The organism is Mycobacterium sp. UNC410CL29Cvi84, assembly GCF_000686745.1.
GTDB lineage: Bacteria > Actinomycetota > Actinomycetes > Mycobacteriales > Mycobacteriaceae > Mycobacterium > Mycobacterium mucogenicum_B.
Genome location: NZ_JMLM01000001.1, coordinates 456,429 through 474,845 on the forward strand (window position 1 = coordinate 456,429; position 18,417 = coordinate 474,845).

An 18,417-nucleotide genomic window follows, 5' to 3' on the forward strand; every position below is an offset into this window, starting at 1 on the left:
TCACCGGCCATTTCCCGAGACCGGTTAATCTCCGCGGATGCTCGCACGCATCGGCGCCCTGCTGACCACCTTCGCGCTGACGGCCATGCCCGTCGCATCGGCCGATTCCGGCACTTTCGACCTGCAAGCGCACCGCGGCGGACGCGGCGAGACCACCGAGGAATCGCTGCGCGCCTTCACCAAGGCCATCGAGCTCGGTGTCACCACGCTGGAACTCGACATCGTCCTCGCCAAGGACGGTGCGCCGATGGTGTGGCACGACCCGGCCATCCAGCCCGAGAAGTGCGCCGACACCGGCCCCGCCTTCCCCGGCGACCCGCAGTACCCCTACGTCGGCAAGCTCGTGCACGACCTCACCCGGGCCCAGCTGCACACGCTCAACTGCGGCAAGCTGCTCGACGGATTCCCGGCCGCCGAAGTGGTGACCGGCAACAAGATCGCCACCCTCGATCAGGTTTTCGCGCTCGCGGACGCGCACCACGCCGGCGTCCGGTACAACATCGAGACCAAGATCGAAGCCGACAAGCCCGAAACCTCCGCCACACCACAGCAATTCGTCGACGTCATCCTCGCCGCGGTGCGGGCTGCCGGCAAGGTCGACAAGGTGGAGATCCAGAGTTTCGACTGGCGCTCGCTGCCGCTCGTGCGGACGCAGGAACCCGGTATCCCCTTGGTGGCGCTGTGGGATGAGACGACCTGGGTGCCGAACTCGGCGTGGACGGCGGACGTGAACCCGGCCGTCGTCACCGACCCGATCGCCGGGGCGGCGTCGGTCGGCGCGGACATTCTGTCGCCCGGCTACTCGGTGCCCTACGGGCTGACGCCGAAGGACCCGGATTTCGCGCTGGTGGCCGACCGGGCGTTCATCGACCGCGCGCATGCCCGTGGGCTCAAGGTGATTCCGTGGACGATCAACGACGCCGACACCATGAAGGCACAGATCGCGGCCGGCGCCGACGGCATCATCACCGACTACCCGAGCCGGCTGCGCGCGGTGGAATCGGAACTCGGCATGCCACTGCCGAAGGCCTACCGCTAACCGAAGAACTCCGCGGCGTCGTCGTAACGGCTCTGCGGCACCAGCTTCAGTTGCCGGACGGCGTCGGCCAACGGCACGCGGCCGATCTCCTGGCCCTGCAACGACACCATCATCCCGTACTCCCCCGCGTGCGCGGCGTCGGCGGCGTTGATCCCGAACCGGGTCGCCAGCACGCGATCATGGGGCGTCGGCGTGCCGCCGCGCTGCACGTGACCGAGCACCGTGGTGCGGACCTCCTTGCGGATCCGCTTCTCGATCTCGATGGCCAACTGCTGCGCGACGCCGGTGAATCGCACATGCCCGAATTCGTCAATTCCGCCGTCGCGCAACTGCATTGAGCCCTCGGCCGGTCGCGCGCCTTCGGCAACGACGCAGATGAAATGCGAATCTCCGCGCACGAAGCGCTGTTTCACCAGCCGGCACACCTCTTCGACGTCGAACGGCTGTTCCGGGATCAAGGTCATGTGGGCGCCGGCCGCCATGCCGGCGCCGAGCGCGATCCAGCCTGCATGCCGTCCCATCACCTCGACGAGCATCACCCGCTGGTGCGACTCGGCCGTGCTGTGCAGCCGGTCGATCGCCTCGGTGGCGATCATCAGCGCGGTGTCGTGGCCGAAAGTGACGTCGGTGCAATCGATGTCGTTGTCGATGGTCTTGGGCACACCGACGACGGGGACGTTCTCTTCGGCCAGCCAGTGCGCCGCCGTCAGCGTGCCCTCCCCGCCGATCGGGATCAGCACGTCGATGCCGTTGTCCTCGAGCGTCTGCTTGATCTGGTCCAGCCCGGCCCGCAGCTTGTCGGGGTTGACGCGCGCCGTGCCCAGCATGGTGCCGCCCTTGGCCAGTAGCCGGTCGTTGCGGTCGTCGTTCTTGAGCTGCTCGCGGCGATTCTCGAGCAGGCCACGCCAGCCGTCCCGGAATCCGACGACCGTCGAGCCGTACCGGGCATCGCACGTGCGGACCACCGCCCGGATCACCGCATTCAGGCCAGGACAGTCACCGCCACCGGTCAGCACACCTATCCGCATGACCCCATACTGCCCGCTCGCGGGTTCTCGTTCTCGTCGAACGTGCAGCAGGCTCGCCGAATCGACAGATCCGGCGAGCTGTGCGCACGTTCGGCGCTAGACGGCGGTGGGCAGGGCGCCGCGGGCGGCTTCGTAGGCCGCACCGACGCGGTACAGCCGGTCGTCGGCCAGGGCCGGCGCCATGATCTGCAGCCCGACCGGCAGATTGTCGTCCGGCGACAGGCCCGACGGCACCGACATGCCGCAGTGGCCGGCCAGGTTCAGCGGCAGCGTGCACAGGTCGAACAGGTACATCGCCAGCGGGTCGTCGACCTTCTCGCCCAGGCCGAACGCGGTGGTCGGGGTGGTCGGGGTGACCAGCACGTCGACCTTCTCGTACGCGCGATCGAGGTCGCGCGCGATCAGGGTGCGCACCTTCTGGGCCTGGTTGTAGTACGCGTCGTAATAGCCCGACGACAGCGCGTAGGTGCCGATCATGATGCGGCGCTTGACTTCTGGCCCGAATCCGGCGGCACGCGTGAGCGCCATGACCTCTTCGGCACTGTGGGTGCCGTCGTCGCCGACCCGCAGGCCGTAGCGCATCGCGTCGAAGCGCGCGAGGTTCGACGACACCTCGGACGGCAGGATCAGGTAGTAAGCCGCGAGCGAGTAGTCGAAGTTCGGGCAGTCGACCTCGGTGATCTCGGCGCCGAGCTCGGTCAGCTGGTCCACCGCGGTGTTGAACGACGACAGCACGCCGGGCTGGTAGCCCTCGCCGGTGTGCAGCTGCTTCACCACACCGATCCGGATGCCCTTGAGGTCACCGGCGGCGCCGGCCCGGGCCGCTGCGACCACATCGGGCACGGGAGCGTCGACCGAGGTGGAATCGCGCGGGTCGTGGCCGGCGATCACCTGGTGCAGCAGCGCGGTGTCGAGCACCGTGCGGGCACACGGCCCGCCCTGGTCCAGCGACGACGCGCAGGCGATCAACCCGTACCGCGAGACGGTGCCGTAGGTGGGCTTGACACCGACCGTCGCGGTCAGCGCGGCGGGCTGACGGATCGAACCACCGGTGTCGGTGCCGATCGCCAGCGGCGCCTGGAACGCCGCGAGCGCCGCGGCACTACCGCCACCGGATCCGCCCGGCACGCGGTTGACGTCCCAGGGGTTGCGGGTCGGGCCGTAGGCCGAGTTCTCGGTCGACGACCCCATGGCGAACTCGTCCATGTTGGTCTTGCCGAGGATCGGAATCCCGGCCGCGCGCAGTCGCGCGGTCACGGTCGCGTCGTACGGCGACCGCCAGCCCTCCAGAATCTTCGAGCCGGCCGTGGTCGGCGCGTCGGTGGTGGTGAAAACGTCCTTGAGCGCCAACGGAACACCGGCGAGCGGCGAGGCCAGCGGCTCGCCGGCGGCCACCTGCTTGTCGACGGCCGCGGCAGCGGCCAGGGCCTCCTGGGCACCCACGTGCAGGAAGGCGTGGTAGGTCTCGTCGGTGGCGGCGATCTGGTCCAGGTGCGCCTGGGTGACCTCGGTGGCCGACACGTCGCCGGCGGCGATCTTCTCGCCGAGCGTGGCGGCGTCGAAACGGATCAGGTCGCTCACTCTGCTTCTCCCAAGATGCGGGGCACGGCGAACCGGCCGTCCTCGGCCCGCGGGGCCTCCGCCAGCGCCTGCTCCTGCCCGAGGCTGGCCACCTCGACGTCGGGCCGGGTGATGTTCACCTCTTTGAGCGGATTGCCGGTCGCCTCGATACCGGTGACGTCGACGGCCTGAATCTTGCCGACGTGCGCCAGGATGGCATCGAGCTGGCCTGCGAAACTGTCCAGCTCACCATCGGTCAGGGCGAGCCGGGCCAGATTCGCCAGATGGGCGACATCGTCCCGGGAAATCTTCGACACGTCGAAACAGCCTAGTGGGGAGCCCGATGGGTCCCGCGACGGGGAACGCATCCGTGACACGCGACGCACCTGCACGTCCTGCCATCGCCACGACGCTGTGCCACAGTTGTCGCGTGTCCTCCTATCTGCTGCGGGTGCAGCTCGAAGACCGCCCCGGTAGCCTCGGCTCCCTCGCGGTGGCTCTCGGCTCGGTGGGCGCCGACATCCTGTCGCTCGACGTCGTCGAGCGCGGACCGGGCTACGCCGTCGACGACCTGGTGGTCGAGCTGCCGCACGGGTCCATGCCCGACACCCTGATCACCGCCGCGGAGGCGCTCAAGGGCGTGTACGTGGACAGCATTCGGCCCCACACCGGGCTGCTCGAAGCCCACCGCGAACTGGAACTGATCGACCATGTGGCGGCCGCCAAGGGCAAGGCCGCCCGCCTCCAGGTGTTGGCCGACGAAGCACCGCGCGTGCTGCGCGTCGGATGGTGTGTGGTGGTGGCCGGCGGCGCCGAGCCCCGCCGCATCGCCGGCAGCCCGGGTGCGCCCGAGACGCTCGCCTACTCGGCGCCGTGGCTGCCGCTGGAGCATGCCGCTGCCCTGGACGCCACCGGCGACTGGGTGCCGCAGTTCTGGCGGGATATCGACACAACCCTGGCCGCGGCACCGTTGGGCGACCCGTACACCGCGATCATGCTGGGCCGCCCGGGCGGGCCGGCCTTCCGCCCGTCAGAGGTCGCGCGGCTCGGATACCTCGCCGGCATCATCGCGACCATCGTGCGCTGACCGTCTCGTTCGCAGCCACTTCACCTGCGCGAATACGGTCGCGGAAACGCCGAGACTGCTAGCGTGAGCCCACATCTCGCTGGAGGGCACCGTGAGCACATTCCTGATCGTCGTCGGCGTCCTGCTGATGATCGCGGCCATCGTCGTCGTGGTGCTCGCCTTCACCCGGGCCAAGAAACCAGGGACCGCCGGCGCCCGCCAGGATCCGCTGACAGCCGGCGAGATGCCCGTGTTCGGACCGAAGCAGCTCGGTCCCGGCGCGATCGTCAGCTATGGCGGCGTCGACTACGTGGTGCGCGGCTCGGTGACCTACCGCGAAGGGCCGTTCATCTGGTGGGAGCACCTGCTGGAAGGCGGTCAGGGAGAACCGATCTGGTTCAGCGTCGAAGAGGACGAGGGGCGGCTGGAACTCGCGTTCTGGACCAAGCGGCCCGACCTGGCACTGCAGCCCATCGGCCCCCTCACCATCGACGGGGTGCAGTACGACGAGGTCGAGACCGGTGATGCCCAGTACAGCTCCGAGGGCACGACGGGCCTGCCCGCGCACGGCCAGATGAACTACGTCGACTACGCCAGCGCCGGCCGCGCCGCCCTGCTGAGTTTCGAGCAATGGTCACCGAACTCGCCGTGGGAGGTGTCGACCGGCAAGATCATGTCGCCCGGTGAGCTGACGGTGTATCCCGCTCCCCCCGCCGGCTCGTAGGTCAGTGTCATGACCCGGGGCAAGATGCTGATTCTCGCCGGGGTGCTCGCGGTCGCATCGGTGATCTGCCTGGCGATCGGCATCAGCACCGCCCGCACCATTCAGTCGTACGTCAAAGACCGCTATCAGAACGTCGGCTACAACACCTACCGGTGCAGCGGATCGCCGAGCGCCGTCGCCGACGACCTCGCCCGGGCCCATCGACCGGAGGCGCGCGCGACCGATCGCGGCAACTACTACCTGCGCTACAACGACTCCATCGCCATTGTGGGGGCGGGCTCCGGACAGGCGTGCACCGTCCGGCTGGAGAGCCTCAACTCGGGCTACAACCACGGCAGCTACGTATTCCTGGGTCCCGGGTTCAGCCCGGGATCGCCGTCACACAGTTCCGGCGGCAGCTCGGGCGGACCGGGCGGCGTCAAGTGACCACATCAATTCCGAGGAGACCCCGATGAACCTGGCCGCCATCGACTTCGGCACCGTCCACACCGACGCGATCATCCAGAACGTGGTCGCCTCGGTGCTGTACTTCCTCGTGGGAGTGCTGGTGCTGGCCGCCGGCTTCGTCATGGTCGACGTGCTGACGCCGGGCAATCTGCGCCGTCAGGTGTTCGTCGAGCGGCGGCCCAACGCGGTGGCGATCACCGCCGCGATGGATGTCTCGTTGGCCGCCATCGTCATCACCGCGATCCACTCCAGCTCCGACCGTCTCGGGCAGGGCCTGATCGACACGGTCATCTACGGGCTGATCGGCGTCGCGTTGCAGGGCCTGGCGCTGGTGGTCGTGGAGTTGTTGGCGCCCGGCCACTTCCGTAACGACATCAACGCCGAAGAGTTCCACCCCGCGGCGCTGTCCGTCGCGGTGGTGCTGTTGGCGGTCGGCGGTATCAACGCCGCCGCGCTCAGCTGATGGTCGCCGAGGCCGTCGGGGTTCCGGCCGCCCCGGTCGTCGGAACCCGTTGGCGCGCCCTACTTCTGGCGGCCGTCGCGGCGTGTGCCGCGTGCGGCATCGTCTATGAGCTTGCGCTGCTGACCCTCTCGACGAGTCTCAACGGCGGTGGTGTCGTGTCGACGTCGCTGATCGTGGCTGGCTACGTGGCGGCCCTCGGCGTGGGCGGGCTTTTGGCCAAGGCGCTGCTGGCGCGCGCGGCGATCGGTTTCATCGCGGTGGAGACGGCGCTGGGTGTGGTGGGCGGCCTGTCCGCGACGGTGCTGTACGTGACGTTCGCGTTCCTCGGCGACTCGGATTGGGTGCTCGGCATCGCGACGGCACTCATCGGCGGACTGGTCGGCGCGGAAGTGCCACTGCTGATGACGCTGCTGCAGCGCGGCCGGGTGGCCGGTGCCACCGACGCCGGCCGGGTGCTGGCCAACCTCAATGCCGCCGACTATCTGGGCGCACTGCTGGGTGGGCTGGCGTGGCCGTTCCTGGTGTTGCCATATCTGGGCATGATCCGCGGTGCAGCGGCCACCGGGATGATCAATCTGGCTGCCGCGGCAGTGGTTTCAGTGTTCCTGCTGCGCCGCATCCTGAGCCGGCGGGAGTTCGTCGCCGCGCTCAGCGTCCTGGTGCTCGCGTTCGCGGTACTGGCCACGCTGATGGCGTCCGCTGACGGCATCGAGACGACGTCCCGGCAGCGGCTGTACGCCGACCCGATCGTGGCCTACCGGCATTCGGCCTATCAGGAGATCGTGGTGACCCGCCGGGACGACGACACCCGGCTGTATCTCGATGGCGGACTGCAGTTCTCGACGCGCGACGAATATCGCTACACCGAATCGCTGGTGTACCCGGCGCTGGGGCAGGGCGCGCGTTCGGTGCTGGTGATCGGTGGCGGTGACGGCCTGGCGGCGCGGGAATTGTTGCGCCAGAAGGGCATCGACCGCATCATCCAGGTCGAGCTCGATCCGGCGGTGGTGGCGGTCGCGCGGACCAAGCTGCGCGACGCGAATGCCGGCGCGCTCGACGATCCCCGCGTTCGGCTGATTCTCGACGACGCCATGACGTGGCTGCGCGTCCCACACCCGGACGCCGTACCGCCGGGCGGGTTCGACGCGGTCATCGTCGACCTGCCCGACCCCGACAACCCGGTGCTCGGCCGGCTGTACTCCACGGAGTTCTACAGCCTCATCGCCCGGGTGCTGGCGCCCCAGGGTCTGCTGGTGGTGCAGTCCGGCAGCCCCTACTCGACGCCGGTCGCGTTCTGGCGCACGGTGTCCACCATCGCATCGGCGGGCCTGGCCGTGACGCCGTACCACGTCGAGGTACCGACGTTCGGCGACTGGGGTTTCACGCTGGCCCGTCGCGGTCCCCTGCCGCCCGCGCCGACGGTGCCCAAAGACGCTCCGCCCCTGCGGTTCCTGAATCAGCGGGTGCTCGACGCCGCCACGGTCTTCGCGCCCGACACGGCGCCGCAGCACCTGCCGCCGTCGACGCTCGAGCATCCGCTGATCGTCGACGACATGCGGCGCGGGTACCGCTAAGCCTCCTCGGGGGACGCCTCAGGTTCCGGTCCGACCTCCAGCAGCCGCCGGAAGCCGTCCTCGTCGAGGATCGGGACGCCGAGCTCAACAGCCTTGTCGTACTTGGATCCTGGCGCGTCGCCGGCCACCACGTAGGCGGTCTTCTTCGACACCGAACCGGCCGCCTTGCCGCCGCGGACCAGGATCGCCTCTTTGGCCTCGTCGCGCGAGAACCCCGTCAGCGAGCCGGTCACCACGATCGACAGGCCCTCGAGGGTGCGCTCGATGCTCGCGTCGCGTTCGTCGGCCATCCGTACGCCCGCGGCGCGCCACTTGTCGACGATGGCACGGTGCCAGTCGACGGTGAACCAGTCGATCACGGCGGCGGCGATGGTCGGGCCGACGCCCTCGACAGCAGCCAGCCGCTCTTCGGACGCTTCGGTGATCGCTTGCAGGTCACCGAATTCGGCGGCCAGCGCCCGCGCCGCCGTCGGGCCGACGTGCCGGATGGACAACGCCACCAGCACCCGCCACAGCGGCTGCTGCTTGGCCTTGCCGAGATTGGCCAGCAGCCTTGCTCCGTTGGCCGAGAGCTCACCCTTCTGGGTTTTGAACAGGCTGGTGCGCAGCAGGTCGTCTTGGGTGAGGTTGAAGACGTCGCCCTCATCGGTGATGACGCCGGCGGCCAGCAGTGCGGTGGCCGCCTCATAGCCGAGGCCCTCGATGTCGAAGGCGCCACGACCCGCGACATGGAACACCCGCTCACGCAGCTGCGCGGGGCATGACCGGGTGTTGGGGCAGCGGATGTCGGCGTCGCCCTCCTTGGACGGCGCCAGCGTGCTGCCGCACTCGGGACATGTTGCGGGCATGACGAATTCACGTTCGGTGCCGTCCCGCAGATCGACGACCGGGCCGAGCACCTCGGGGATGACGTCACCGGCCTTGCGGATCACCACGGTGTCGCCGATCAGCACGCCCTTGCGCTTCACCTCGGTGGCGTTGTGCAGCGTCGCGAGCCCGACGGTCGATCCCGCCACCGTGACGGGCTCCATGTACGCGAACGGCGTGACGCGGCCGGTACGGCCCACGCTGACCCGGATGTCGAGCAGCTTGGTGGTGACTTCCTCGGGCGGGTACTTGTACGCGATGGCCCAGCGGGGTGCCCGGCTGGTGGCGCCGAGGCGGCGCTGCAGGGTTCGGTCGTCCAATTTGACCACCAGACCGTCGATTTCGTGATCGACGTCGTGGCGGTGCTCGCCCCAGTACGCGACGCGTTCGGCCACCGCCGCGATGCCGGTGACGCGGGTGGTGTGGTCGGACACCGGCAGGCCCCAGGACTTCAGCGCGCGGTAGGCATCGTGCAGCGAGGCCGGCTCGAAGCCTTCGGTGTAGCCCAGACCGTGGCAGATCATGTGCAACCGACGGCGCGCCGTGACGGCCGGGTTCTTCTGCCGCAACGACCCGGCCGCGCTGTTGCGCGGATTGGCGAACGGCGCCTTGCCCTCCTCGACGAGGCTGGCATTGAGCGCGGCGAAATCCTCGACGCGGAAGTACACCTCGCCACGGACCTCCAGCACCGCCGGCACCGGGAATTCGTCGGTGCCGGTCAGCTGCTCGGGGACGTCGGTGATGGTACGGGCGTTGAGCGTGACGTCTTCACCCGTGCGGCCGTCCCCGCGCGTGGCGCCGCGGACCAGCTTGCCGTCGCGGTACACGAGCGCCAGCGCGACGCCGTCGACCTTGAGCTCGCAGAGGTACTCGAGGTCGCGGCCCAACTCGTTGGTGAGCCGCGCGGCCCATGCGGTCAGCTCATCGGTGTTGAAGGCGTTGTCGAGCGACAGCATCCGCTCCAGGTGCTGCGCCTCGCCGAACTCGGTCGCAAACCCGGCGCCGCCGACCAGCTGCGTCGGCGAATCCGGCGTCCGCAGCTCGGGGTACGTCTCTTCGAGCTGCTGCAACTGGCCCAGCAGCTTGTCGAACTCACCGTCGGAGATGATCGGTGCGTCCTTGACGTAGTAGCGGAACTGGTGGCCGCGAACTTCTTCGGCCAGTTCCTGCCATTGCCGGCGCACGTCGGGGTCGGGTGAGCTCACTCGGTAAGGCTAGCGAAGGGGTACGACGTCAGGCCGCGATGATCCCCGACGCCGGCCCGCACGCCACGAGGACCGTGCACGCGGCCACCGGACTCAGCGGCGCCTGCGGATCCTCGGCGCCGACCAGTGGCGGCAGCGGCGGGATGAAGATCGGCACGAGGCTGGCCCCGGTGACCCCGGTCAGCCGGGCGACGACCTGCGCGACGACGTTCGTCGCCGCGTACGTCAGGCTGCCGACCAGCTGCACGGGCACGATCATCGTCTGTGCCAGCGGGCTGACGACGAAGATGTGCTGTGCCGCGATCGACTCCAGCTGCGCCGTCACCTGCTGGAACGCCTGATTGAGGAAGTAGGGCACGGACGCGGCGACGGTGCGCAGTCCGAGCTTCAGATCGGTGCCGATGTTGGGGTACCCGTACTTGCCGATCACGTCCAACACCGCGGCCCGCAATGCCGCGTCGTCGTCGATCGGTGTGACCGTGCTGCCGCCGAGGCCCGTAATGGAGACGCCGTCGGACTTGAGCGACGGCGTACCGCCGAACAACGTCACGACCGTCGGTGTGACGTCGACGATCTGGTATTTCAGGTTGACGCCGCCCGCGGTGAACAGATCCGGGTTGTTGGCGATGACGAAAGTCGATGTCTCATTGGGTGATTGGAAGCCGTGGCCGAAGCCCTTGCTGTCCTGGTGACCATGATCGGTGACGACGATGACGGTCCACTGCTCGCCGGTCGCCGCTTCCCAGTCGTTGACCGACTGCATGATCTCGCCGATGTTGCGGTCGACATTCCGCACCGCCTCGGCATATGCCGTGGATGCGCCGCCGTAGTTGTGCCCGTTCTCGTCGACGCCGACGAAGTAGCTGAACACGAAGTTTGGCTTGCTGGGGTCGGCAGCGGCGATCGCAGCCTCGGTCGCATCGCCGACGGCGTTGTCGGTGAGTGACCAGTTGGAATCTCCCGCGATGTGCGAGATGTTGACGACGTGGTCGGCGCCGACCGAACCCGACACCGCGATGCCCGAGATGACGTCCCAGTTCGCGATGGCCGTGGTCTGGATACCCGGATTGAACGTCTCGAGCTGATTGAACACCGTGGGCCACTTGTTGTAGACGGCCGGATTGAAGATGTTGTTGATGACGCCGGTCTTCTCGCCCCAGACGCCGGTCAGAATGGCGGTCCATGACGGATTGCTGATCGTGGTGTGCCCGACGATGCTCGCCGGCGCCGTGGTGCCGCCCTGCATGAGCTGGAAGAAGTTGGCATTGGCCGGATCAGCCAGCACCCGGCTCAGATTGGTGCCGTCGACGCCGATCACCAGCACATTGGGCGTGGTGTCAGCGAGCGTCGAAACCGGCTGTGACGCAACGGCACTGGTGGGCTTGAGCGTCTTGCGTTCCAGTTCGTCGCGCACCGCGGCCAGGGCCACCAGTACCGATGTCGAGCTGAGCGGCGATACGGGCGCCTGAAGCGACCGCAGCGCCCTGGTGAGTTTGGCGATGGGATCTGTCGATACCGCGGCCACCTTGACGGTGGGCTGTGCGGAGCTCGCTTGTGTCGAAATCGCGGCGGTGACCGTCGGGGTGCCGGCGGTCTTGGCCGGTGCAGCGGCCGTCAGCTGGTCCTCGTGTTTGAGGCTGGCGACGCGCGGCAAGGCGACCCGCGGCGCGGGCTTGGCTGCCTCCGGTTTGTCGGCGGTGGGCTTGTCGGTGGCGGTCTTGTCGGTGGCAGCGGGCTTCTCGCGCTTCTTGTCCGGCTTGCCGGCCTGTTCCTCGTTGGTGGGCTTCGACTTCGACTTGGCGGGCTTTCGCTGCTTCTTCGGCTTCTTCGCCGGAGCGTCCGACGACGTCGCTGCCGTCTGGGAGGTCTGCGAGGTCTGGGATGTAGGTCCCGCGCCTGTCGTTCCCGCCCCTGTGGTGTCGGCCCACGCCGGGCAGTCACTCCACCCCGCGAGCGCGGTCCCGATTCCCAGGGCGACCGCCAGTCCCCCGACCCGACCAATGCATCTTCCCGCTGTCATCCGGAATGTATAACGCGCGACAATTATCGACCGCACAGGAATCGCGAACCTGACGCACAGTCATCTCGAAGGTTGGACACCCGCCGCGCCGCCGCGGGTTACCGTGGCAACGTGCCGCATCCGATCATGTTCGACGATGACGACCCCGGCCTGGCAGAGCTGCGCGCGGTCGCGCTGAGCTTCCCCGAGGCCTTCGAGAAAGTGTCGTGGGGCCGGCCGGTGTTCTGCGCGCCCAAGATGTTCGCGATGTACGGCGGCAACTCGAAGACGACGGGCGAGATGGTCGCCTACCCGCATTCACTGCTGGTCAAGGTCGACGAGTCCGACCGTGCAGCACTGGAACAGGATTCGCGCTTCTACTATCCCGCCTACATGGGCCCGTCGGGCTGGCTCGGGCTGGATTTCACCGCGGCCAAGGTCGACTGGGACGAGGTCCGGGAGCTGCTCGACGCATCGTTCCGGCTCGTTGCGACCAAGCGATTGATCAAGCTGCTCGACGCGCAATGAGGTAGGCCTGCGGCGTCGATTCGGCGTCATCGGGTTGCCGGACCGTTTCGGCATAGACGCGAAACCCGCTGGTCGACAACAGCTGTGCGACCGCCTCGGGCCTGCGGCGGATGAACGTCAAGTCCACCTGCTCGCCGTCGAAGTCCGTCAGCACCCGCGGCTCGTCACCGACCTGAAACGCCAGAAGCAGCACGCCGTCCGGCGCCAGGACCCGGTGGAACTCGGCGAAAACCCGCGGCAGGTGCGCGTCTGGGACATGGATGATCGAGTACCAGGCGCAGAGCCCGCCGACGCTGCCGTCGGCCACGTCGAGGTCGAGCATCGACCCGATGCGGAACTCCAGACCCGGATTGTGCTGCCGCGCCTGCTCGATCATGTTGGGAGACAGATCGATTCCGGTGACGTCCAGGTCCGCCGCCGCGAGCGCCGCGGTGGCCACGCCGGTGCCGCACCCCACGTCCAGCACGCGCGGCTTCCCCTTCTTGGTGACCAGTTCGGCAAAGGCATTGATCATGGCGCGGTCCACCGGCCTGTCGTCGAGATGGTTTTGGAAGCGCCTGACGTAGTGCGCGGCCGCACGGTCATAGCCGTCGCGGGTCGTGGCCAGGAAATCGGGCATCAGCCAACGGTACGCGGGCATGCCGACACGGTCGGCCGGACGCGCGGCATCCGCAGCGCGCCGACTTGCCGTATCACCGGGCGCCGTCGACCCCCGGTTAGCTTGCGGGACTGTCACTTTCGCCGCCCTCGTCATCGCCGCTCTCGGCTGGGTAGAGCGTGGGGTGCCAGTATTGGTTGGTTCGGGGTTGGCCGACGTCGAGTAGTGGTGGCGGGGTCCAGTGGGCGCGGCCGTTGGCCATGGTGGTGCTCCAGCCGCCGGTGTCGGCGAGGCGGTTGTCGCAGCCGCAGGCGAGGGCGAGGTTGGTGATGTCGGTGGGTCCGTCATCGCGCCAGTCAGTGTCGACGTGATGGGCCTGAGAACGCGAGGCGGAGGCGGTGCAGTTGGGTTTGGTGCAGCCCAGGTCGCGGGCGAAGAGGGCGAATCGCTGCGCCACAGTGGCGGTGCGACGTGCTCGGCCCATGTACAGCAGCTGTTCACCGTGCTGGTCGAACACAGCAAGGTAGTGATCGGCACCATTGGTGGCGGCCATCTGCAGCAGATCCTTGATGGGGAGCTTGCTGCCGGTGTGCGTGAGCGCGACCCCGGTGCGCTGCTCCAAATCGGTCACAGTGCAGGTGGCCGCGATGACGACAGGTAGGCCGTTGTGGTCGCCGAGGCCGGTTCCGAGGGCGATGCGACCCATGGCGGCGAGGGCGTCGTGGTTGCGTTGGTCGGCGCTGCGGGTGTCGTTGTCGATCTGGGCCTGGGTAGGCGTACCGGACTGGCACGGTGTGGGGTCGGCGGGGTTGCACATGCCGGGGGCACCGAGTTTGGCCTGGACCGCTTCGAGGGTGGCGCGTGCTTCGGGGTCGAGCCAGCCGTCCACTTTGGACATGCCGTCGGGTTGTTGTTTGCCGATGCGGAAGCCGCGCTTGCGGGCACGTTCGGCATCATCAGGCAGCGGCCCGTCCTGATCGAGCAGGTAGAGCAGCGCCTCAGCCGCCGCCCGCAGTTCTTCCGGGGTCTGGTGCCGCGCACCAGCAACCAGGGACTGCTCGAACTGCCCACAGGTGCCGGGGTCCACCCACCCGGGGAGTTTGTTGATGAACTGGCCGATCACCTTCACGTGCTCGGTGTTGATCATGCCCTCGGCCTGGGCCGCGGCGACAAACTCCCACAGCGGCGGCAACGACTCCCCGGTCAACCCGGTGCGGGGCGCCAAATGCTGGGCGTCGCGGACCCGACGATTGGCTTCAGTGGTATCCACGCGTAACCGGATACGCAGCACCTCAGCCCAGTTCTTCGCCCCCAACTCCCGGGCCGTGACCTGAGACTGCGTGGCGGCCAGGATCTGGTGATCCACCGCCTCGGCGGCGCACTTCAGAGTTTCGCGGCGGGACTGCAACTCCAACAACGTCCGCACATCCAGGCCGGTGTAGTCCAGGGACGCGAGCCGAGCCTGCGCGGCCTCGTAGGCGGCATACGCCTCCTCGACAGCGGCCGGATCGGTCAATCCCATGCTTCGAACACTAGTTCGAACCACCGACAAATTTCCGCAGTTTGGGACGCCTGTGCCGAAAGTGACCAATGAGGTCAAACTTGTTGCCCAACAAGACGTTTCACCAGCCGCAACGACTCCGGCGTTGCCGCGCCGAACTCGTCAGTCCTCGCGGAACCCGGGCACCCACTTGTCGACGATCTCGGCGTAGTTGATGGTCGCGTCCAGCTGCGCGGCAATGCCGAGCAGACCGCCGAGCACCCGGAACATCATCAGATAGTTGGGCGGCAGGTTCAGCTGGCGGCTGGTCTTGAACGTGGCGGCGAACTGCTCGCTGCGAATGTCCGCGGCGGTGGCGGCGATGCCCTGCAACCATCTGCGGCTGAAGTGGAAGCTCTCGTGGCGCAACGGTTCGATGTACGGCAGCAGGTAAGCGTTGATCTCCTCGTGCGAGACGGTGGCCCCGGCGGGGATGAAGCCTTCCTCGCGCAGATACGCCGTCATCTCCTCCCACTTCTCATCGCGCGCGAGCCGCAGAATGGGACCGGTCGCGCGCGGCAGACCGCCTTCGTGGACCGCGACGGCACCGAAGTCCATGACACCGAACCGCCCGTCGTCGAGCAGCATGAAATTGCCGGGGTGGGTGTCCACGTGGAGCAGCCCGCAGCGATACGGGGCGCTGATGGTGACCTCGAGCAACAGGTGCGCGCACTTGTTGCGTTCGTCTTCCGTGCCATTGGCGATGATCTCGGAGAGCTTGCGGCCCTCCATCCATTCGGTGATGACAACCTTGGGTGACGACGCGACGACCGCCGGGACGTAGAACTGCGGATCGCCCGCAAAAGCCTTGGCGAACGCCCGCTGATAGTCCGCCTCGATGCGGTAGTTCAGTTCTTCCTCGGTGCGCTCGATGAGCTCGTCGATGATGCTCTTGACGTCGGCGCCCGGAACCACCTGCTTGAACAGTGTGGTCAGCATGCGCAGCGTCTTGAGGTCGGCACGCACGGCCTCGTCGGCACCCGGGTACTGCACCTTGACCGCGACGCGGCGGCCGTCGCTCCACACCGCGCTGTGTACCTGACCGATGCTGGCGGAGGCGACGGGCGTGTCGTCGAAGGACTGGAAACGCTCACGCCACTTGGTGCCCAGCTGGGCATCGAGCACGCGGTGCACCTTTTCGGCGGGCAGCGGCGGGGCGTCGCTCTGGAGCTTGGTCAGAGCTTCGCGGTAGGGCTCGGCATACGCCGGTGGGATGGCGGCCTCCATGACCGAAAGCGCTTGTCCCAGCTTCATGGCCGCGCCCTTGAGCTCCCCCAGCACCTGGAACAGCTGTTCGGCGGCCTTCTCGACGAGCTCGGCGTTGACGTCCTCTTTCGACTTGCCGGTCATACGCTTGCCGACGCCCAGGACGGCGCGGCCCGCGATCCCGGCAGGAAGGGTTGCCAGTTTGGCGGCACGTCCCGTGCGGCCACGGCGGATTTCAGCCATGGCGTCGATCTTGTCTTTCTTAGCCGATCTTGACAACAGCCCGCTATGAAACCGGGACAACCACCAGTTCGTGCGGCTGGTTGTTCATCGACACGCAGCCGTCGTCGGTGACGACGACGATGTCCTCGATCCGGGCGCCCCACTGCCCCGCGAAATACACACCGGGCTCGACGCTGAACGCCATGCCGGGCTCGAGCGTCAGGGCGTTGCCCGCCACGATGTACGGCTCCTCGTGGACCGACAGTCCGATGCCGTGGCCGGTGCGGTGGACGAACACCTCGGCCAGCCCCTCGGCGGCCAGGACGTCGCGGGCCGCGGCGTCGATCTGCTCGGCGGTCATCCCGGGCCGGACCGCGGCCACGGCGGCAGCCTGCGCGCGTTGCAGCACCGAATACTGCTGTGCCACCACGGGATCGGGTTCACCGATGCTGTATGTCCTGGTGCAGTCCGAGTTGTAGCCGGGCTCGACGGGCCCGCCGATGTCGACGACGACGATGTCCCCGACCTGCAATTCGCGGTCGGAGCATTCGTGATGCGGGTCGGCACCGTTCGGTCCGGAGCCGACGATGATGAACGCCACCTCCGAATGCCCTTCGGCGACAATCGCTTCGGCGATATCCGCGGCGACGTCGGCTTCGGTGCGGCCCGGCACCAGGAACTCGGGCACCCGCGCGTGGACGCGGTCGATGGCCGCACCGGCCTTCGTCAGGGCGTCGATCTCACTGGCGTCCTTGATCATTCGCAACTGCCGCAGCACGTCGGTGGCCAGCACCGGCACCGCGCCGAGGACCGACGCCAGCGGCAGCAGGTGCAGTGCGGGCATCGCGTCGGTCACCGCGACGGCACTGCCCGGCAGCGCCGCGGCGACCAGCGCGTAGGCGTCGTCGCCGTCGACCCAATCCTGCACTGCCAGGCCCAGTTCCAGGATCGCCGACTCCTTCAGCGACGCCAGCTCCAGCCGCGGCACGACGACCGTCGGCGTCGAACCATCAGCTGGCACCACGAGCGCCGTCAGCCGTTCGAAGGTCTGCGCCCGCGACCCCACCAGATACCGGAGGTCGTAACCCGGCGTGATGACGAGCCCGGCCAGGCCGGCGGCTTGGGCGGCCGCGGCGGCCGAGCGCAGGCGCGCGGCATAGACGTCGGTGTTGAATCGACCAGCTGTCACATTCCCCGTCACTTCGCTCGCCCGCATAGCAATAGGCTAGTGCGATGCTGACCGACATCCGTGACAGGCGGGCCTGAACATGAACCAGCCGATCCTCCTGCTCGACGGCGCCAGCATGTGGTTCCGGTCGTACTTCGGGGTGCCGTCCTCGATCACCGCGCCCGACGGCCGTCCCGTGAACGCGGTCCGCGGCTTCATCGACAACATCGCGGCCCTGGTCACCCAGCACCGTCCCGGCCGCCTGGTGGTGTGCCTGGACCTGGATTGGCGGCCGCAGTGGCGCGTCGACCTGATCCCGTCCTACAAGGCACACCGGGTACTCGAGGAGCATCCGGACGGTGAGCCCGACCTCGAGGAAGTGCCCGACGATCTGACGCCCCAGGTCGCCATGATCATGGAGCTGCTCGACGCGTTCGGCATTGCCACCGCCGGCGCAGCAGGTTTCGAGGCGGACGATGTGCTGGGCACGCTGGCGACCCGGGAGCAGACCGACCCCGCCATCGTGGTGAGCGGTGACCGCGACCTGCTGCAGCTGGCCAGTGACGACGGACCTGGAATCAGGGTGTTCTATATCGGTCGCGGCCTGGCCAAGGCGGTGCTGTACGGGCCCGCCGAGGTCGCCGAGAACTATGGTGTCCCGCTGGATCGCGCCGGCGCGGCATACGCCGAACTCGCCCTGATGCGCGGCGATGCGTCCGACGGTCTGCCGGGCGTCGCCGGCATCGGCGAGAAGACCGCGGCGACCCTGCTGCAGACCTACGGTTCCCTGGCCGCGATCGAGGCGGCCGCGCAGGACCCGACCTCCAAAATGGCTGCGGCGCAACGCAAGAAACTGCTGGCCGCGGCGGACTACATCACGGCCGCGCTGCCCGTCGTCCTCGTCGCGACCGACGCGCCGGTGTCCCTGTCGACGGAATCCGACGCCCTGCCGCTGGCTGCCCGCGACCCGCAGCGCGTGGCCGACCTGGCCGGCAAGTACGGCGTCACCAATTCGGTCGCGCGGCTGCAGAAGGCGCTCGACAAGCTGTAATCCGCCGGTTCATGCGACGAGTGTGCCGTCAGATCGCAGATCTGCTCGGTGGGGCGATCCAGCCGCACGCTCGACGGCGTAAACGACTCAGGCCGGAACCCCCGTGTCATATGTGACGTAGAGGTTCCGGCC

General features: G+C 68.2%; 17 protein-coding genes. 8 read left to right on the plus strand and 9 right to left on the minus strand.

The window, feature by feature from the left end; translation table 11 throughout:
• Positions 1 to 37: 37 nt before the first annotated feature.
• Positions 38 to 1,039: a glycerophosphodiester phosphodiesterase family protein gene (locus BR47_RS0102310; protein ID WP_036426535.1), complete on the plus strand. Its 1,002-nt coding sequence runs from the start codon at positions 38 to 40 to the stop codon at positions 1,037 to 1,039.
• On the opposite strand, the gene BR47_RS0102315 is transcribed toward BR47_RS0102310, so the two are convergent.
• The 3 genes from BR47_RS0102315 to gatC form a co-directional block, all read right to left on the minus strand.
• Positions 1,036 to 2,067: an ATP-dependent 6-phosphofructokinase gene (locus BR47_RS0102315; protein ID WP_029105781.1), complete on the minus strand. Its 1,032-nt coding sequence runs from the start codon at positions 2,065 to 2,067 to the stop codon at positions 1,036 to 1,038. The genes BR47_RS0102310 and BR47_RS0102315 overlap by 4 nt on opposite strands.
• Positions 2,068 to 2,163: 96 nt before the next feature.
• Positions 2,164 to 3,648 carry an Asp-tRNA(Asn)/Glu-tRNA(Gln) amidotransferase subunit GatA gene (gene gatA, locus BR47_RS0102320; RefSeq protein ID WP_020103854.1) on the minus strand — a complete coding sequence of 495 codons (1,485 nt, stop codon included), beginning with the start codon at positions 3,646 to 3,648 and terminating at the stop codon, positions 2,164 to 2,166.
• Entirely contained in the window at positions 3,645 to 3,944 is a 300-nt protein-coding gene (gene gatC, locus BR47_RS0102325) for an Asp-tRNA(Asn)/Glu-tRNA(Gln) amidotransferase subunit GatC (protein ID WP_020103855.1), read from the minus strand. Before gatC ends, gatA begins: the two co-directional genes overlap by 4 nt.
• Before the next feature lie 113 nt (positions 3,945 to 4,057).
• Here gatC and BR47_RS0102330 point away from each other — a divergent pair, with 113 nt between their 5' ends.
• From BR47_RS0102330 to BR47_RS0102350, 5 genes are all read left to right on the plus strand, one after another.
• Positions 4,058 to 4,714, plus strand: coding sequence for an ACT domain-containing protein (locus BR47_RS0102330; protein WP_020103856.1), 657 nt, complete (start codon positions 4,058 to 4,060; stop codon positions 4,712 to 4,714).
• Positions 4,715 to 4,805: 91 nt separating this feature from the next.
• Positions 4,806 to 5,417 carry a DUF4178 domain-containing protein gene (locus tag BR47_RS0102335; RefSeq protein ID WP_029118462.1) on the plus strand — a complete coding sequence of 204 codons (612 nt, stop codon included), beginning with the start codon at positions 4,806 to 4,808 and terminating at the stop codon, positions 5,415 to 5,417.
• A 9-nt stretch (positions 5,418 to 5,426) separates the two neighbouring features.
• Positions 5,427 to 5,843, plus strand: a complete 417-nt coding sequence (locus tag BR47_RS0102340) for a DUF4247 domain-containing protein (RefSeq protein ID WP_020103858.1) — start codon at positions 5,427 to 5,429, stop codon at positions 5,841 to 5,843.
• Positions 5,844 to 5,868: 25 nt separating this feature from the next.
• Positions 5,869 to 6,327 (plus strand): DUF350 domain-containing protein, encoded by a 459-nt coding sequence (locus BR47_RS0102345; RefSeq protein WP_029118463.1) that lies wholly within the window; start codon positions 5,869 to 5,871, stop codon positions 6,325 to 6,327.
• Entirely contained in the window at positions 6,327 to 7,901 is a 1,575-nt protein-coding gene (locus BR47_RS0102350) for a polyamine aminopropyltransferase (protein WP_029118464.1), read from the plus strand. Before BR47_RS0102345 ends, BR47_RS0102350 begins: the two co-directional genes overlap by 1 nt.
• On the opposite strand, the gene ligA is transcribed toward BR47_RS0102350, so the two are convergent.
• Together ligA and BR47_RS29460 are read right to left on the minus strand one after the other, a co-directional pair.
• Entirely contained in the window at positions 7,898 to 9,973 is a 2,076-nt protein-coding gene (gene ligA / locus BR47_RS0102355; protein WP_029118465.1) for an NAD-dependent DNA ligase LigA, read from the minus strand. The genes BR47_RS0102350 and ligA overlap by 4 nt on opposite strands.
• A gap of 28 nt (positions 9,974 to 10,001) precedes the next feature.
• Positions 10,002 to 11,993: an alkaline phosphatase family protein gene (locus BR47_RS29460; protein ID WP_051634557.1), complete on the minus strand. Its 1,992-nt coding sequence runs from the start codon at positions 11,991 to 11,993 to the stop codon at positions 10,002 to 10,004.
• Between the two features lie 111 nt (positions 11,994 to 12,104).
• Between BR47_RS29460 and BR47_RS0102365 the strand changes: the two genes are divergently transcribed.
• Positions 12,105 to 12,500, plus strand: a complete 396-nt coding sequence (locus BR47_RS0102365) for an MmcQ/YjbR family DNA-binding protein (protein ID WP_029105782.1) — start codon at positions 12,105 to 12,107, stop codon at positions 12,498 to 12,500.
• On the opposite strand, the gene BR47_RS0102370 is transcribed toward BR47_RS0102365, so the two are convergent.
• From BR47_RS0102370 to BR47_RS0102385, 4 genes are all read right to left on the minus strand, one after another.
• A complete protein-coding gene (locus tag BR47_RS0102370) occupies positions 12,478 to 13,119 on the minus strand; it encodes a class I SAM-dependent DNA methyltransferase (RefSeq protein ID WP_036426607.1) in 642 nt (213 codons plus the stop codon). The two genes, BR47_RS0102365 and BR47_RS0102370, sit on opposite strands and share 23 nt — an antisense overlap.
• 97 nt (positions 13,120 to 13,216) lie before the next feature.
• Complete coding sequence (locus tag BR47_RS29465; protein ID WP_036426537.1) at positions 13,217 to 14,620, minus strand: HNH endonuclease signature motif containing protein; 1,404 nt, start codon at positions 14,618 to 14,620, stop codon at positions 13,217 to 13,219.
• Between the two features lie 141 nt (positions 14,621 to 14,761).
• Complete coding sequence (locus tag BR47_RS0102380) at positions 14,762 to 16,087, minus strand: ABC1 kinase family protein (RefSeq protein WP_029118467.1); 1,326 nt, start codon at positions 16,085 to 16,087, stop codon at positions 14,762 to 14,764.
• Between the two features lie 43 nt (positions 16,088 to 16,130).
• Complete coding sequence (locus tag BR47_RS0102385; protein WP_502685809.1) at positions 16,131 to 17,282, minus strand: M24 family metallopeptidase; 1,152 nt, start codon at positions 17,280 to 17,282, stop codon at positions 16,131 to 16,133.
• A gap of 52 nt (positions 17,283 to 17,334) precedes the next feature.
• Between BR47_RS0102385 and BR47_RS0102390 the strand changes: the two genes are divergently transcribed.
• Positions 17,335 to 18,285 (plus strand): 5'-3' exonuclease, encoded by a 951-nt coding sequence (locus BR47_RS0102390; protein WP_029118469.1) that lies wholly within the window; start codon positions 17,335 to 17,337, stop codon positions 18,283 to 18,285.
• The last annotated feature ends 132 nt before the right edge of the window (positions 18,286 to 18,417 follow it).

Excerpts from the sequence above, each read along its gene's own strand:
- BR47_RS0102350 (WP_029118464.1), top strand. The coding sequence starts at position 6,327 with ATGGTCGCCGAGGCCGTCGGGGTTCCGGCCGCCCCGGTCGTCGGAACC.
- BR47_RS0102370 (WP_036426607.1), bottom strand. The coding sequence starts at position 13,119 with ATGCCCGATTTCCTGGCCACGACCCGCGACGGCTATGACCGTGCGGCC.
- BR47_RS0102310 (WP_036426535.1), top strand. The coding sequence starts at position 38 with ATGCTCGCACGCATCGGCGCCCTGCTGACCACCTTCGCGCTGACGGCC.
- BR47_RS29465 (WP_036426537.1), bottom strand. The coding sequence starts at position 14,620 with ATGGGATTGACCGATCCGGCCGCTGTCGAGGAGGCGTATGCCGCCTAC.
- BR47_RS0102315 (WP_029105781.1), bottom strand. The coding sequence starts at position 2,067 with ATGCGGATAGGTGTGCTGACCGGTGGCGGTGACTGTCCTGGCCTGAAT.
- BR47_RS0102380 (WP_029118467.1), bottom strand. The coding sequence starts at position 16,087 with ATGGCTGAAATCCGCCGTGGCCGCACGGGACGTGCCGCCAAACTGGCA.
- BR47_RS0102345 (WP_029118463.1), top strand. The coding sequence starts at position 5,869 with ATGAACCTGGCCGCCATCGACTTCGGCACCGTCCACACCGACGCGATC.
- BR47_RS29460 (WP_051634557.1), bottom strand. The coding sequence starts at position 11,993 with ATGACAGCGGGAAGATGCATTGGTCGGGTCGGGGGACTGGCGGTCGCC.
- BR47_RS0102385 (WP_502685809.1), bottom strand. The coding sequence starts at position 17,282 with ATGCGGGCGAGCGAAGTGACGGGGAATGTGACAGCTGGTCGATTCAAC.
- BR47_RS0102390 (WP_029118469.1), top strand. The coding sequence starts at position 17,335 with ATGAACCAGCCGATCCTCCTGCTCGACGGCGCCAGCATGTGGTTCCGG.
- BR47_RS0102340 (WP_020103858.1), top strand. The coding sequence starts at position 5,427 with ATGACCCGGGGCAAGATGCTGATTCTCGCCGGGGTGCTCGCGGTCGCA.